Source organism: Nocardia altamirensis NBRC 108246 (genome assembly GCF_001612685.1).
In the GTDB taxonomy this organism is placed as follows: Bacteria; Actinomycetota; Actinomycetes; order Mycobacteriales; family Mycobacteriaceae; genus Nocardia; species Nocardia altamirensis.
Window position 1 is genome coordinate 18,950 of record NZ_BDAY01000032.1, and the last position, 14,268, is coordinate 33,217.

Sequence of the window (14,268 nt, forward strand, 5' to 3'; positions counted from 1 at the left end):
AAGTTGGCACCACTCGAGTGGTAATTGGACCGTAGTCCGATTAATCGCCGAGGCTGATAGACCCAGATGTATGGAATCGACTTGCAGGGACGAGGACCAGCATGACCACCAAATCAGTACTCGAACGAACGACCGCCAATCCTGAACTAGACGGTGTCACTGCAGACATCGGACTCCTGATCATCCGCGTCGTGTTCGGCGGGATGATGGCCACACACGGTGCGGCGAAACTCTTCGGCTGGTTCGAAGGGGCCGGTTGGACGGCAACCACCGACGGCTTCGACGGTATGGGATACAACCCGGGCAAACTCTTCGGCACCCTCGCCGGCCTCAGCGAATTCGTCGGCGGGTTGCTGCTCGTCGTCGGCCTGCTGACCCCGCTGGCCGGTGCCATCATCCTCGGCACCATGATCAACGCGATCAACGTTACGTGGAGTTTGGGCCTGTTCGGCAAGGAGAACTTCGAGTTGGGGCTGCTGTTCGCCGCGATCGGCGCAGGGTTCGCCTTTACCGGCGCGGGCAAGTTCTCGCTGGACGCCGGTCGGCCATGGCAGCGCCCGAGTTTCGCGCTCGGCGCGGGCGCGGTCATCGTCGCCGTGGTGGCTGCGGTGCTCACGCTCATCCTGAAGTGGTTGCTCTGAGTTCCGATCCTCCATTCGATCGGGGCGTGGTAATCCCTTGGGTCGGCGCGCCGTTAGCCGTTCGGCGATCACGCGGGTCTCGCCTCTCGACGGAGGACGGACCTGCGCTTGCTATCGCCACATCCACAAGGCCCAGTGCAATGTGTTGTGCTCGAAGGAGCAGACGTAATTGATGCGCTTGGGGTCTCGCCCCATCTCGTCTGCGGCTGCGCCCCAGCAGTCCTTGTCAGTCTTATAGAGACCGACGTACCTGGCGTCAGGCTTACCCCACCACGGGGGTTGGTTCGCACTGGCTGTCCCTGTGATGCCGAGGAACATCGCGGCAGCAATACCGGCAACGGCAGCAGTCGATTTCGCTTTCATTTTCCCTCCCGATGAAGCGACGAATCGAGTTCGACCCTACGGCGAGATCGCACAATGCGACGCGTGTGTGCTGATTCATGGCAGCCGGATGGCAGTCAGGCTGGTGATCGCTGTCATGTCACAGTTGGGGATGCTGCGTCGTCGTTCTCTTGTTGTGCTGAGTTGAGTGACAAGGAGACGATGATGGCCATCGAGATCAGCAACCCGTCGGAACTGCACGATCCAACGGGGTTTGGGTACAGCCATGTGGCGCGGGTCAGTGGTGAGCTGGTGTTTGTTGCGGGGCAATATGATTCGGATGCCCAGGGGCATACGACCAGCGACGATTTCGCTACACAGGTTGACAATGCGTTCGCGAATCTCGGGATCGCTTTGCGCTCAGTCGGTCTCGACTTTGCTGAGGTCGCGCAATTGCGGACCTTCATCGTCGATCACAACCTGGAAAAGCTTGCGGTGATCGGGAAGAAGGTTGCCGAGATCTGGGGTGAGCGGCCGCCGACGCAGACGTTGACCGGGGTCGCGGCGCTGGCGCTGCCCGGGATGCAGTTCGAGGTGGATGCGGTAGCCGTGCGCGGCTGACCGAGGTGCCGCCGGGGATCTGGCGCGAGTGCCGGGTCCCCGGTGGCGGGGTGGAACGGTCCTTTTGGAACAGTTTGTTTTGGACTGGAACCGAATGGGGATCTTGTGCGTCCTATCCTGTGACGGGGTGTCTGATCCGGAGTCAGGAGAAATATGCGAACCGCCATGGTTGTGCCGGCGAAGGTCGTGCTGGGGGCAGTGCTGGCCGGTGTGACGGTGGCCGGGCTGGTCACGGGGTGTTCGCCGTCGTCGAAGGATGGGGATCCGAAGACGACGAGCGGGAGCCCGACCAACGGTGAGCAGAAGATCTTCAACCCGTGCACGGAGCTGTCTGATGAGGCGTTGCGGGGCACTCGGGTGGACCCGGCGTCGAAGGGCACCGTCACCGACGCGCCGACGGGTGATGTCGTAGCGCGGATCTGCCGATGGGACTCGACCGACGGTCCTTACCTCGTAAACGTTTCGTCGCTGACGTACACGCTGGACGATCTCCGCAAGAACGACAAGGTCACTGTCCTGCGTGAAGTTCAGATCGGTTCTCGTTCTGGCCTGATCTCTTCAGACAAGTCCGACAACGAAAAGCTGCGATGCCACGTCAGTCTCCCCGCGAAGCAGGGCTCGGTGGAAGTGGGTATCGGCTGGCTCTATAGCGAACGAGCATCGCTGCCTCAGGCGCCCCCGTGTGATCTGGCAATTCGGCATGCCAAGGAGCTCGAACCGTTTTTGCCGAAGTAGATGTTGCGACAGTTGATGTTCGTGAGGAGGGACGATGGCGGAGCCTGAGCAGAGCGAAGGCGCCCAGATGGAGGCCGCGGTAGCTCGCTGGCAGACATTGAAGAAGCAGGCCGAGGGGGGCGAGCTTCGCCTGGACGAGCAAGTCGGAACGGAATTGGCAAATCACGCCGATCAGATGCGCACCAAGCTCAACAAGATCCTGAACGACGCCAGCGAACTCGATCGCTTGAGCGGGTTCGGCACGCTGAAATCGGCAGAAGCCCTGCGCGGCAAGTTCGAGCGTAAGGCGAACGGTGGCAACGATTCAGCCATGGAACGGCTCAAGCAGAGCATCGACGTCGTCACCTTGATGAGCGAGACCTACAAGCTCGCCATCGGCAAACTGACCGAATCTGATCAGTCTGCAGCAGCTCAGTATTCGAAGCTGAACACGGGGGATTCGTAATGGGACTGTCCTTTCCTGACTGGCTCGCGGGGGTCGGTGAGATCGCTGTGAGCCCACTCTCCGACTCGCGGCGCCAGGCCGACAAGAACAAGCACGACGATCAACAGCAGTCCACCAATGAGAAGACGAAGTGGGACCAGGATCGCGCGGACGTCAACACTGAGTGGTCCTCACTGCTCTCGGAGTACGGCAGCACCACGTTCGACGGCCGTGCCATCACCGTGCAAGACCCGTTTGAGACCATGTCGCACAAGGAGATCTACGAAGCGCTCCAAGGAGTGGATTCGGCAGCAATCAACTCAGCGGCTGACGGTTGGCGCAACATGGCCACGAAGGGCAAGAGCGCGGTGGAGGAGTTCTCCAACGCGGTTAACCAGTCCATCAGCGAGAAGTGGAACGGGAAGTCGGGCAGCAGCGCGATCGACGCCACCAAAGACTTCTCCACCACCTTCAAGAAGCTCGCCGCCTCGTTCCAAATGGTCGGCCACGGTTTGGATTTGACGCAAGGACACCTTGCGCAGGCCAAGGGCTCTGTCCCCGAGCCGGACAACTACACCGTCGGCGACAAGATTCTCGACATGCTGCCGAAGCAGAACGTCATCAAAGGTCCGACCTACCGCGCCGAGGAAGCGGAGAGCGACGCCCGCCGCGTGATGATCGACAACTACCGTCCCGGCGTCAACGAGGTCGACGGCATCACGCCGATCCTGCCTGAGCCGACCAGCACGGTGGGCAAGGGCTGGACGGGTGATCCGGGATCCAACCCGGGTACGAGTGGCCCCGGTGGTCCGACGTCGAACAGTCCGTCCGGCACCACCGACGACCCGACCAAGAAGACTTCGGACGAGACGAAGTCCGACGACACCACCACGCAGTCGACGGACAACGCGACCACGAATCCGAACGACACGGACAAGCAGAGCACGACCACTGCTTCGACAACCCCGGCGAGCACCACCACCAGCACCGACGATCCGAGCAAGTCGCGCACCCCGTCGACACCCACCAATACCCCGACAAACACGCCGACGAACACCCCGTCCACCATCACGCCAGGCACTCCGAGCACCCGCTCCGGTGTCCCCGGTTCCCCGAGCAAGACTGCGGGCCCGGGCACGAGTGTGCCGAGCAAGGGGACCCCGTCCACCGCGACCCCCGCCGCGGCGGCAACCGCGTCCCGCGCAGGCGCAACGGGCCGGGCGGGCGCCTCCGGTTTCGGTGGCATGGGCGCACCCGGCGCCCGCGGCAAAGGCGATGACGACGACGAGCACACCACCCCGGACTACCTCATCTACGACCGCGGTTCCGAGTTGCTCGGCACGCAGCCGCCCGCGCTCCCGCCGGGCGGAGTCATCGGCGGATGAACGAATCCCGCTGGCGCCTGGATGGTTTGATGTTCGAGGTGGCGCTGGAGGCGCTCGGCCGTGACCGGTTGCCGTATCCGTTGCGCTATACCGTCGAGGGCGTGGAAGCCTACGAGGACTATGCGCGGGTGCGCGCGCAGGCCGCGCAGAAGCTGTCGAGTTTCGCGGCTCCTGATTTGTTCGCCGCGTTGAATGTGTTGCTGGAGCCGCAAGTTCGGGTCGAGATGCATGGTTTCTACGGCCGCGACTTCCATCAGGTGGTGCGCGTGCACGCAGGAATGACCGGCCACTCGGCCACCATCGCGGTCCAATTACCCGGCCCCACACAGGAATACGGCCGCGATATCATTCTGACCCGTTGTCCGCCGCAAGCATTGCCCGCGCAGCTCGCCGCGCAACTGCCGAATTGTGCGCCAGGACGATATCCGGCGATCAACGGTCGCCGTTCGGATCTGACCAAGGTCGAATATGCCAAGCATCCGACCCGCCTGTCGCACACCGAACAGCTCAACCGCATCGTGCGGCGCCCGCGTTCCGGGCTCGGCGAGGTCGGCGTCTTCGCCGGCGGCGCGATCGACAGCAGGCCGACCACCGACGGCCGCGGCTTCCACTGGCTGGACTATCTGCCTGCGGACGGCCGCTACCTGCTGCACAACCGCGACGCCGACGAGTTCGCTTTGACGCCGGGCCCGGCAGAGGAGATTCAGCGTCAGCTGCATGCCCTCATCCAGACCACCTACCGTGCGGTGGCGCACAGCTGGTAGTCACAGCAGGACAAGCGCGTATGGGAACGACCTGGCCGGGTGCTGGACGGATGGCCGACTAGCAGGGTCCGGCGGATCTTGGACTAAAGGTCTGGCAATTCTGGGATTCAAGTGTCGCGAATGTGCGATTATATCGCTGGCAGATTCCAGGTTAGAGAGGACCGACAGTGCCGGAGCCCAAGCTGATCGAACGCCACCTGCAGCGCGTGCTGGCCGAGCTGGTCCATGACGAACCTGTGGTGGTGCTGACTGGCGCCCGCACCGTCGGGAAGAGCACCCTGCTCTCCGCATGCGCCAGGACCGCAGGCCTACATGTACTCGATCTGGATGATCTGGAGACCCGGCGAGCCGTTTCCGCCGACCCTGCGCTATTCGTGGCTTCGGATCGACCGGCGCCGGTCTGTATCGACGAATTCCAGCATGTTCCGTTGCTCCTGGACGCGATCAAGGCCGAACTCAACAAGGATCTACGGCCCGGGCGCTTCCTACTTACGGGCTCGACTCGCTACGGATCACTCCCGACTGCTGGACAGTCGCTGACTGGCCGGGCCCATGTCGTGACGATGTGGCCACTCTCCCAAGGAGAATTGTCAGGAACGCGCGAATCGGCTCTGGACGCACTGATCAGCGACCCTGCAGCACTGGTGACTGCCAGCTCGTCGACAAGCACCCGTGCCGACTATGAGCGCGCCGTGCTCGCCGGCGGGTTCCCACTCGCTGTGGCCCGCACACCTGGTCGCTCCCGTGACCGGTGGTTCCGAGACTTCGTCAACCTTGTCGTCGAGCGCGATGTCATGGAGATCCGCAAAGTCCGCCAGCGGCAAGTACTGCCACAGGTACTTCAAAGGCTCGCAGGCCAGACGGGCCAAGTAGTCAACATCTCGAACATCGCCGACTCTGTCGGACTCGACTCGGGCACGGTCAAAGACTATCTCGGCCTCCTTGAAGCGGTCTTCCTCGTCCATCGCATCGAACCGTTCACCAGATCGGCTACCCAACGGACTATTCGAAGCGCGAAAGTCCATGCTGTCGACACCGGCCTCGCCGCGTACCTTACGGGGCTGACCGAGCACAAACTGTCCAGTCGTATCCCTGCGACACTCAGCCAGTTCGGCCACCTCGTCGAAACCTTCACCGTGAACGAGCTGATCAAGCAGGCCGGCTGGGCACAGCAGGAAGTTGAGTTCTCCCACTTTCGAACCCGAGAGCAGCAAGAGGTCGACCTCGTAGTCGAAACCGTCACCGGGTCTGTCGCCGCGATCGAGGTCAAAGCGGCAGGCACGGTGACCGACCGCGACTTCGAAGGGCTCCGGATGCTCCGCGACAAGCTGGGCAGTGCCTTCGTAGGCGGCGCAGTCATCAATCTCGGCCAGAAGTCATACACCTACGAAGACAAGCTGCACGTCTTGCCTCTCGATCGACTGTGGATACCCCCGACTGAACATGGCACGCAGCCGCCCGCGCTCCCGCCGGGCGGAGTCATCGGCGGATGAACGAATCCCGCTGGCGCCTGGATGGTTTGATGTTCGAGGTGGCGCTGGAGGCGCTCGGCCGTGACCGGTTGCCGTATCCGTTGCGCTATACCGTCGAGGGCGTGGAAGCCTACGAGGACTATGCGCGGGTGCGCGCGCAGGCCGCACAGAGACTGTCGAGTTTCGCGGCTCCTGATTTGTTCGCCGCGTCGGCGCCGGTATCCCACAGGGATTGACGCCTGCGGTCCACAGTGCGCGTAATCAACCTATTTGTCCGACACGGTGCCACCGGAAGCGGTCGGTGTTATTGCCTCGCCGAAATTCCTCTTGGAATTGAGGTCAGAGCCCGGAGCCAATGGTCGCCATGTCGGACAACGGTGCCATCGGCCCGAGCGGCTGACCCGACGATTTCGACGAGCAGTCGGACTGGAAAGTCGTAGCTTAAGCGGACCCAAGCAGAGCTTCGAAGATCTTCAGCAGAAAAATAAATGTCGACGAGCCGGATTCCATTTCAGTCCTCATCTTTCATCATTGTGTGATGAACTTTTGTTGAATCGCGATCACGATTCCGTGTGGAAATGCTAGAGCACGGAAGTGAGTCACGCCATGGTCACAGTCGCATGTGACCCATATCACATCGCTGTAACTCGACATACTATATGGAATATTTTGTCCGAATCTTGGTCGGCGGCCTGCTGGCCTGCGTCGATGCTTACCGACGGGTTGGAATGCGCCTCGAGTTGATCGTGGTTCACGGGGTTGTGGCCATGTCATGTGTGGGTGCCGTTGCGCCGAAGCGGAAGTCGCAGTGCTCAAACCTGTAGCCCGCCAGTGCTTCACGGGCGTCTGGAGGTGAACTGGACCTCGGGTTTGGCAACATCGAAACCCAAACCCAGTTTCCATCAGGAGCTTTCGGCTGTGATCCGGGTAGCTTACCCAAGCGGAGTTGGTGGCGAGGCGTCGAGCGTCTCTCCCGCGCGCAACCACACCTTCGCGATCGTCGGTGCGGCCAGGTCAGTGGCGGACCTGGTGGCTGGCGATGAAAGCCTCTTGCGGGGAACCGGTTTCACGCCGATCCGCGCGCTCCGTAGGAAGAGTAGTGCTGTGGCGGGCGTAGTCGCGGTTCGATGCCGATGAGGTGCCGTATCGCGGCACCGCGCAAAGATCGGCACAGGCGCCCAGTGCACGTAGACGCTCTTCCGTGCGGTGTCGGCGTTCGCGGGCGGCTGGCCGAAATCGGCCCTGGTAACTCGTGCGCCAATTGGCCGAAATGGGTCGCATGTGACGTATATCACATTGCCGTGGCTGGCTCGACTTAAATGACTTGTCACCGACAATTATTCGGCGTCGAGTGCCGCTTGCCGATGTCGAACTTCGCTGCCGTGTAATGCTCATCGGGATTCGCTGATGCCGGAATTGTTGCAGATCAAGGAGTTTCGCCGAGGCGCCAGGGTGCGTCAGCTGGCGAGGTTTGTCGGCCGGGCGGCGATAGCGTCAAAAAGTTACACACGCCACATGTTCAATGCTATCACATCATCTTTCCATTTGGAACAATATTGAAAGAATTGAGCTGCATCGTTGGAATTCGAAATCTCTCAGTGTATCTCGCCTATTCAGCGCAAACGCAGGTCGTTCAACTGGATACTCTACGCAGAATAATGCCTGGTCACGGACCATTGCTGAAACGAAGAATCGTTCGTAACGTTTTTATTCGACAGCCCTGGTTCGATTCAATGTCGGGTTGTTCTTTCGATTATCGCATTCCCTGAGGAGTATGTAATGGCGAGCAAGCTGTTTTTTGCGCGGGTGGCGGTTGCCGCGATGAGCTGTACCGCGGTCACAATGGCGGTCGGCGGCGCGGCCGAGGGTGCCCCCGCAGGCTCGACCACGGTCACCCCGGCCGGAGCCGCAGTCACGGCAACCAACCAGGGTCCGATCGTCTTCAAGGCGGGCCTCGTGACGGTCACCTGCAACACGGTGACCGCCTCTGGTTCCGTGCCGGCGGCGCCGAACAACCACAACGCGAGCGGCTCGGTGTCGCTGCCGATCGCGGCGCCGAGCATCAAAGACTGCACGACCAACCTGCCCGGCGTTGTCCAGGCCACGGTCACCACCTCCGGCGCCTGGGCGGTGTCGGTGCAGAACGGGTCGCCGATTGCGGGCAGCCTGTTGGCTCCCGCTGCCGGAGTAACGCTGAAGACGAGCGGTTCGCTGTCCTGCACCGCCGTGCTCTCGCCGGACGGGCCCATGACAGTGGCGGGCGTCTTCACCAACGGCAATCCTTCGACGGTCAAGGCCACCAACGTCACGGTGCCGATCAAGGCCAGCGGCGATGCTGCGTGCCCGAGGCCTACGTCGGGTACGACATCGGCCACGTTCGCATTGAACAACACGACCGATCCCGCGCAGCCGATCACCGTCGGCCCGTAATTCCGGTCGACCTGGCGGTGGCGGACCACCATCCGATCCGGTTGCCGCGCAAGGAATAACAGGCTGAAGCCGTCAATAGGGCCCGCGTACCTAACGCGGGCTCTATACCTTCAGCACATCTAGACCATGGGGTGGCGTACCGCTGGAAGTCAGTTCAGCACGAGCACGGTGTGCGCCCCGTGATGGAATTCGTAGCTGGTTTCGCGGAGGCTGGTCCGAATACCTTTGTCTTCGAGTTCCTTTCGTAGGTAGGCGACCAGGTCGCCCAGCTGGCGACCGATGTGGTCGACCAGGGGATACAGCCGGGTTTCGCCGACGCAAACGCGGGCCAGCTCCAGCATGGCCGTGAGGTGGAAGTGGGCGTCGAGCCGATCGGCGTAGGTGAACAGCAGGTGGGAGCTGAGGACCAGATCGAAGCTGTCGTCGGGGAAGGGCAGCGACGGCAGCTCGGTGGCGACATATCGGTTCGGATGTTCGAGCAGATCGACGCCGAACCGGTGCGCCGCCGCGTGCCGCATGGCACGGAACCGGTGCGCGCCGCCGTACCAGTCCCACCGATATCTCGTGGAATGCGCTGCTACCCAGCTGCTTCCGCGATCGGTTTCCGCGATGGCCAGGCGGCGCAGCTCGTCGGGCCTGCGGGCGTAGACGGGATCGGCGGCGGTGACGGTGGCACCGAGTGCACTCGCCTCGGCCGTGAAACTCGCTGCCCCGCCGGGACAGTCGAGAATCCGGCCGTGCAGGTCGGCGTCGGAGAGCGCGAATATGGCGCGATATTCGGTGAATGATCTTGCGCTGATGAGGAATTCGCCCAAATGATCATTATCGGGTGCAGGGTGCTTCATCTGAAAACGGTCTCATGTATCGACCTGGTGCGAAGCGAATTCGGTAGTGTCCCCGCGCCGCGTGCAGGGCTTGGCGCGGGGACCGCCGATACATTCGGTGGGAATTGGGGGTTCACCGAAGTACCACTGTTAATTTACTTCTGTTCGGAACTATGCGCGACCCCAATGTGCGCGGTATCACACTGCGTTTGTGGTGAGCCTTTTCAGTGCTTTGACGACAACCTCGGGATCGGAGGTTTCCCAATACGGCGGCAGCGACGCACGCAGATATCCGCCGTAGCGGGCGGTGGCCAGCCGGGAATCCAGGACCGCGACCACGCCGCGGTCGTCGACACTGCGCAGCAATCGGCCGGTGCCCTGGGCGAGCAGCAGCGCCGCATGGTTGGCCGCGACCGCCATGAACCCGTTGCCGCCGCGCGATTCCACCGCACGCTGGCGCGCGGTGAGCAGCGGGTCGTCCGGGCGCGGGAACGGGATGCGGTCCAGGATCACCAGGCTGAGCGAGGGGCCGGGTACATCGACGCCCTGCCAGAGCGACAGCGTGCCGAACAGCGAGGTCTCCGGATCGTCGGCGAACTTGCGCACCAGCGCACCGGTCGAGTCGTCGCCCTGGCACAGCACGGGCGTGTCGAGTCGCTCGCGCAGCGCCTCGGTCGCCGCCTTGGCCGCGCGCATCGAGGAGAACAGCCCGAGTGTGCGCCCGCCCGCCGCGGTGATCAGCCGCTCGACCTCGTCCAGGTAGGCGGGCACGAGGCCGTCACGGCCCGGCGCGGGCAGATGCTTGGCGACGTACAGGATGCCCGACTTGGCGTGGTCGAACGGCGAGCCGACGTCGAGCGAGCTCCAGCGCACCTTGTCCGCGTCGGAGGGCGCCTCCGCGCCGTTGGCGGTGCCGGTGTCGCCGCGCGCCGACGATTGCGCGGGCAGCCCCCAGGTGATGGCGAGCCCGTCGAACGAGCCGCCGATCTGCAACGTCGCCGAGGTCAAAACCACGGTGGCGGTACCGAAGAGCCTGCTGCGCAACAACCCGCCCACCGAAAGCGGCGCCATCCGCAGCGACCGCCTGGTGACGCCGCGCATCTCGTCGGCGGACAGCCAGATGACGTCGCGCCGATTCGCCGGATCCGGTTCGTCGAACGCGGTGAGCGCGCGCACCGCGCTGTCGTGCACCTCGTCGATCGCGGCCAGCGCCTGGGTGCGGGCTGCGGCACTCTCGGGATCACCCTGCTGGGTGGTTCCGCCCTGCGGTGCGAGCGCGGTGCGTGCGTTCCATGCCGCGTCGCGGACGAGGGCGAGCACCGGCGCGACGCCGTCGGGCAATCGCTCCCAGCGGGCGGCGGGCAGGTCCTCCAGCACCTCGTGCCACGCTTCGGCGGCGCCTTCGAGGCGGTCAACCTCTTGTTCGTCGATGAGCTTGGTGCATCGGCGCGCGGCCGCGCTGATCGCCGAGGAGGCCAGCTCGGCCGTCGCAACGCCGGTGACCCGGTCGACCAGCTCGTGCGCCTCGTCGATGACAACCACATCGTGTTCGGGCAGCACCTGGATGCCGCTGATCGCGTCGATGGCGAGCAATGCGTGGTTGGTGACCACCACGTCGGCCTGCGCCGACTCGGCGCGGGCGCGTTCGGCGTAGCAGTCCTGGCCGAACGGGCAGCGCGACTTGCCGAGGCATTCCCGCGAGGACACGCTCACCTGGCGCCAGGCGCGGTCGGTGACGCCTGGCACGATCTCGTCGCGGTCGCCGGTCTCGGTGTCGGAGGCCCACTCGTTGAGCCGCTGCACCTCCCTGCCGAGCCAGGAGATCGCGAACGCGTCGAACAACTCGGCCTCGGCAGGCTCGTCCGGAATCACGCTATTGATCTTGTTCAGGCACAGATAGTTGTTGCGGCCCTTGAGAATCGCGAACTTCGCCGCCCGCCCGAGCGGCTTGCTCAGCGCCTCGGACAGCCGGGGCAGATCGCGATCAACGAGCTGGCGTTGCAGCGCGATCGTCGCGGTCGACACCACCACCGTGCGGCCGGTCCGCACCGCGTGCCGCAGGCTCGGCACCAGATAGGCGAGCGACTTGCCGGTGCCGGTGCCTGCCTGCACCGCTAGGTGCTCCTTGGTGTCGATGGCGTGGTCGACCGCCGTCGCCATCGTCACCTGCCCGACGCGCTCTTTCCCGCCGAGCGCTTGGACGGCAGTGGCCAAAAGTTCGGGTACGGGCGGGAGTTCGGGCACCCGAGCAGCGTACTGCTCGGCACCGACACCGACCGAAGGCCTTGCGGGAAGCCTGCTACCCGCCGACGCTGCCTTCGAGGTCGACGCCCGCGGTGCGCATCCGCTCCAGCGCGGCGTCGGTGGTGTCTGGCGCAACGCCCGCGGTCAGGTCGAGCAGCACGCGCGTGGTGAGGCCCTCGATCCTGGCGTCCAGCGCGGTGGCGCGGACACAGTGATCGGTGGCGATGCCTACCACATCGACCGCATCGATGCCGCGGTCGTGCAGCCAGTCGGCCAGCGCGGTGCCGTCCGCGGCAGTGCCCTCGAAACCGGAGTAGGCGGCGGAATACGCACCCTTGGAAAAGATTTCGGCGACGTCGGCCGTGTTCAGGTTCGGGTGGAAGTCCGCGCCCGGCGTGCCTGCCCTGCAGTGCGGCGGCCAGGAGTCGACGTAGTCGGGGTGCGCGGAGAAATGATCACCGGGGTCGATGTGATAGTCGCGGGTCGCGACGATCGTCGTGTACTCGGTGGTCTCGAGATGGTCGCTGATGCGCGTCGCGACCGCGGCGCCGCCCGTGACGGCGAGCGAGCCACCCTCGCAGAAATCGTTCTGGACGTCGACGATGATCAGGGCTCGGGTCATGGTGACCTCCCGCGGAGTGAACTGTGTGCTGATGTGCATTGTGCCGCCCGTGCGGCGGGCCGTCGCGGTCGGCCGGGGCGAAATCACATGGACCGGGCTGTAAACATCGCGCCGCCGTCCGCTGATTACTTGGTGCGCCTCTCATCCGGGGGCCGACCCGCATACCGCCCACAGCACTCAGCACGGAGTACCTCATGTCCCGCACCAAACTGGCGCTCGCCGTGATCATCAGCACCACCGCGTATCTCGCCGTCTCGTTCCTGCTCGGCGACCGCCCGAACACCGACGGCGGCTGGATCGGATTCGCCGTCGGCGGTGCGCTGTTCGCGATGCTCTTCTCGATGGGGCTGGTGCTGTTCAACCGCTACGCCAAGCAGCGTTGACGCTCAGCTGACGAACGTGGTCGGCACGGCAGGCTCGCCCGCGGACAGCTTCAGTCCCTCCCACGGCAGGCTGATCAACCCGTGCGCGACCTGGTCCCTGCTGTCGGACAGCGTCGGCAGGTCCGCGACCGGCTTACCCTCCCGCACCAGCGGAACAAGCAGTTCACGCGCCTCGTATCCGTTGGCCGCCGGTGTGGGACCGGCTGCCGGATAGACGATCTCCTCGATGATCGTTCCGGTGGGCCTGGCCAGCCGGACCGCCTTCTTCGTTCCGCCGCGCGACTCCTTGTGGCTGCTGCGCTTGGCGACCGGCACCCCGTCGACCTCGACCAGCTTGTAGACCATGCCTGCGGTCGGCGCGCCGGAGCCGGTCACCAGCGAGGTGCCGACGCCGTACACGTCGACCGGTTCCGCGCGCAGCGCCGCGATGGCGTACTCGTCGAGATCACCGGACACCACGATCCTGGTCTTGGTGGCGCCGAGGCTGTCCAGCTGGTCACGCACCTGCCTGGCCAGCACGCCGAGGTCGCCGGAATCGATACGCACACCACCGAGTTCGGGTCCGGCGACCTCGATCGCGGTCGCCACGCCCTTGGTGATGTCGTAGGTGTCCACCAGCAGTGTGGTGCCGATGCCGAGCGCGTCGACCTGGCTGCGGAACGCGACCGCCTCGTGCTCGCCGTCGCCGCCGCCTGCCGCCCCGGTGTGCAGCAACGTGAATGCGTGCGCACTGGTGCCTGCCCCCGGCACGCCGTAGCGGCGCACTGCCTCGAGATTCGAGGTGGCATCGAAGCCGGCCAGATAGGCGGCGCGTGCGCTGGACGGCGCGGCGAGTTCGTGGGTGCGCCGCGAACCCATTTCGATCATCCGACGTCCGCCCGCCGCGCTCACCATCCGCGCCGCGGCCGAGGCGATCGCGCTGTCGTGGTTGAGGATCGACAGGATCAGCGTCTCGAGCACGACGCATTCGGCGAAGCTGCCGCGCACCGAGAGGATGGGGGAGCCGGGGAAGTACAGCTCGCCCTCGGTGTAGCCGTCGATGTCACCGCTGAAGCGGTAGTTGCGCAGCCAGTCCACCGTTTTGGCAGGCAGGAAATGGGCGATGACATCCAGCTCGGCGGCGCCGAACTGGAAATGCTCCAGCGCGTCGAGCACGCGGCCGGTGCCCGCGACGACGCCGTAGCGGCGGCCGTGCGGGAGCCTGCGGGCAAACACCTCGAAGGTGCAATGCCGGTGGGCGGATTCGTCGGCTAGCGCCGCGGCCAGCATCGTGAGCTCGTACTGGTCGGTCAGGAGGGCTGTGCTGACGCCGTCGCGGATGTCCACCAGCCCACTGTAGACAGCGCGGCCGCGCATCATAGGCGCGTGCCCGCCCATGGGGCCGGGAATTGCGCGAATCCGG

At 64.4% G+C, this 14,268-nt stretch carries 14 protein-coding genes; 10 read left to right on the forward strand and 4 right to left on the reverse strand.

The window, feature by feature from the left end:
* The first annotated feature begins 101 nt into the window (after positions 1-101).
* The 9 genes from NA11_RS18105 (at position 102) to NA11_RS18150 (ending at position 8,793) form a co-directional block, all read left to right on the forward strand.
* Entirely contained in the window at positions 102-641 is a 540-nt protein-coding gene (locus NA11_RS18105) for a DoxX family protein (protein ID WP_069163105.1), read from the forward strand.
* A gap of 546 nt (positions 642-1,187) precedes the next feature.
* Positions 1,188-1,583, forward strand: a complete 396-nt coding sequence (locus NA11_RS18115) for a RidA family protein (protein WP_069163177.1) — start codon at positions 1,188-1,190, stop codon at positions 1,581-1,583.
* Positions 1,584-1,736: 153 nt separating this feature from the next.
* A complete protein-coding gene (locus NA11_RS18120) occupies positions 1,737-2,318 on the forward strand; it encodes a DUF3558 domain-containing protein (protein WP_069163107.1) in 582 nt (193 codons plus the stop codon).
* A 34-nt stretch (positions 2,319-2,352) separates the two neighbouring features.
* The gene (locus NA11_RS18125; RefSeq protein ID WP_069163108.1) at positions 2,353-2,763 is read left to right on the forward strand and encodes a hypothetical protein; all 411 of its coding nucleotides are present in this window, start codon (positions 2,353-2,355) and stop codon (positions 2,761-2,763) included.
* The gene (locus NA11_RS18130) at positions 2,763-4,127 is read left to right on the forward strand and encodes a PPE domain-containing protein (RefSeq protein WP_069163109.1); all 1,365 of its coding nucleotides are present in this window, start codon (positions 2,763-2,765) and stop codon (positions 4,125-4,127) included. The genes NA11_RS18125 and NA11_RS18130 overlap by 1 nt, the downstream gene beginning before the upstream one ends.
* Entirely contained in the window at positions 4,124-4,891 is a 768-nt protein-coding gene (locus tag NA11_RS18135; RefSeq protein WP_069163110.1) for an ESX secretion-associated protein EspG, read from the forward strand. The genes NA11_RS18130 and NA11_RS18135 overlap by 4 nt, the downstream gene beginning before the upstream one ends.
* Positions 4,892-5,058: 167 nt before the next feature.
* Entirely contained in the window at positions 5,059-6,384 is a 1,326-nt protein-coding gene (locus NA11_RS18140; protein ID WP_069163111.1) for an ATP-binding protein, read from the forward strand.
* Positions 6,381-6,599 (forward strand): hypothetical protein, encoded by a 219-nt coding sequence (locus NA11_RS18145; RefSeq protein ID WP_069163112.1) that lies wholly within the window; start codon positions 6,381-6,383, stop codon positions 6,597-6,599. Before NA11_RS18140 ends, NA11_RS18145 begins: the two co-directional genes overlap by 4 nt.
* Positions 6,600-8,142: 1,543 nt before the next feature.
* On the forward strand, positions 8,143-8,793 hold the full coding sequence (locus NA11_RS18150) for a hypothetical protein (protein ID WP_069163113.1): 651 nt from the start codon (positions 8,143-8,145) through the stop codon (positions 8,791-8,793).
* Between the two features lie 149 nt (positions 8,794-8,942).
* On the opposite strand, the gene NA11_RS18155 is transcribed toward NA11_RS18150, so the two are convergent.
* From NA11_RS18155 to pncA, 3 genes are all read right to left on the reverse strand, one after another.
* Complete coding sequence (locus NA11_RS18155) at positions 8,943-9,638, reverse strand: class I SAM-dependent methyltransferase (protein ID WP_069163114.1); 696 nt, start codon at positions 9,636-9,638, stop codon at positions 8,943-8,945.
* 177 nt (positions 9,639-9,815) lie between these two features.
* Positions 9,816-11,861 (reverse strand): ATP-dependent DNA helicase, encoded by a 2,046-nt coding sequence (locus NA11_RS18160; protein ID WP_069163115.1) that lies wholly within the window; start codon positions 11,859-11,861, stop codon positions 9,816-9,818.
* Between the two features lie 55 nt (positions 11,862-11,916).
* Positions 11,917-12,483, reverse strand: a complete 567-nt coding sequence (gene pncA, locus NA11_RS18165; protein ID WP_069163178.1) for a pyrazinamidase PncA — start codon at positions 12,481-12,483, stop codon at positions 11,917-11,919.
* Between the two features lie 194 nt (positions 12,484-12,677).
* Between pncA and NA11_RS18170 the strand changes: the two genes are divergently transcribed.
* Complete coding sequence (locus tag NA11_RS18170; protein WP_069163116.1) at positions 12,678-12,866, forward strand: hypothetical protein; 189 nt, start codon at positions 12,678-12,680, stop codon at positions 12,864-12,866.
* A gap of 3 nt (positions 12,867-12,869) precedes the next feature.
* On the opposite strand, the gene NA11_RS18175 is transcribed toward NA11_RS18170, so the two are convergent.
* Complete coding sequence (locus NA11_RS18175; RefSeq protein ID WP_069163179.1) at positions 12,870-14,222, reverse strand: nicotinate phosphoribosyltransferase; 1,353 nt, start codon at positions 14,220-14,222, stop codon at positions 12,870-12,872.
* Positions 14,223-14,268: the final 46 nt, after the last annotated feature.

What these genes read in the sequence shown, in the direction of transcription:
- NA11_RS18105 (WP_069163105.1), top strand. Translation starts at nt 102, where the DNA reads ATGACCACCAAATCAGTACTCGAACGAACGACCGCCAATCCTGAACTA.
- NA11_RS18115 (WP_069163177.1), top strand. Translation starts at nt 1,188, where the DNA reads ATGGCCATCGAGATCAGCAACCCGTCGGAACTGCACGATCCAACGGGG.
- NA11_RS18120 (WP_069163107.1), top strand. Translation starts at nt 1,737, where the DNA reads ATGCGAACCGCCATGGTTGTGCCGGCGAAGGTCGTGCTGGGGGCAGTG.
- NA11_RS18125 (WP_069163108.1), top strand. Translation starts at nt 2,353, where the DNA reads ATGGCGGAGCCTGAGCAGAGCGAAGGCGCCCAGATGGAGGCCGCGGTA.
- NA11_RS18130 (WP_069163109.1), top strand. Translation starts at nt 2,763, where the DNA reads ATGGGACTGTCCTTTCCTGACTGGCTCGCGGGGGTCGGTGAGATCGCT.
- NA11_RS18135 (WP_069163110.1), top strand. Translation starts at nt 4,124, where the DNA reads ATGAACGAATCCCGCTGGCGCCTGGATGGTTTGATGTTCGAGGTGGCG.
- NA11_RS18145 (WP_069163112.1), top strand. Translation starts at nt 6,381, where the DNA reads ATGAACGAATCCCGCTGGCGCCTGGATGGTTTGATGTTCGAGGTGGCG.
- NA11_RS18150 (WP_069163113.1), top strand. Translation starts at nt 8,143, where the DNA reads ATGGCGAGCAAGCTGTTTTTTGCGCGGGTGGCGGTTGCCGCGATGAGC.
- NA11_RS18155 (WP_069163114.1), bottom strand. Translation starts at nt 9,638, where the DNA reads ATGAAGCACCCTGCACCCGATAATGATCATTTGGGCGAATTCCTCATC.
- pncA (WP_069163178.1), bottom strand. Translation starts at nt 12,483, where the DNA reads ATGACCCGAGCCCTGATCATCGTCGACGTCCAGAACGATTTCTGCGAG.
- NA11_RS18170 (WP_069163116.1), top strand. Translation starts at nt 12,678, where the DNA reads ATGTCCCGCACCAAACTGGCGCTCGCCGTGATCATCAGCACCACCGCG.
- NA11_RS18175 (WP_069163179.1), bottom strand. Translation starts at nt 14,222, where the DNA reads ATGCGCGGCCGCGCTGTCTACAGTGGGCTGGTGGACATCCGCGACGGC.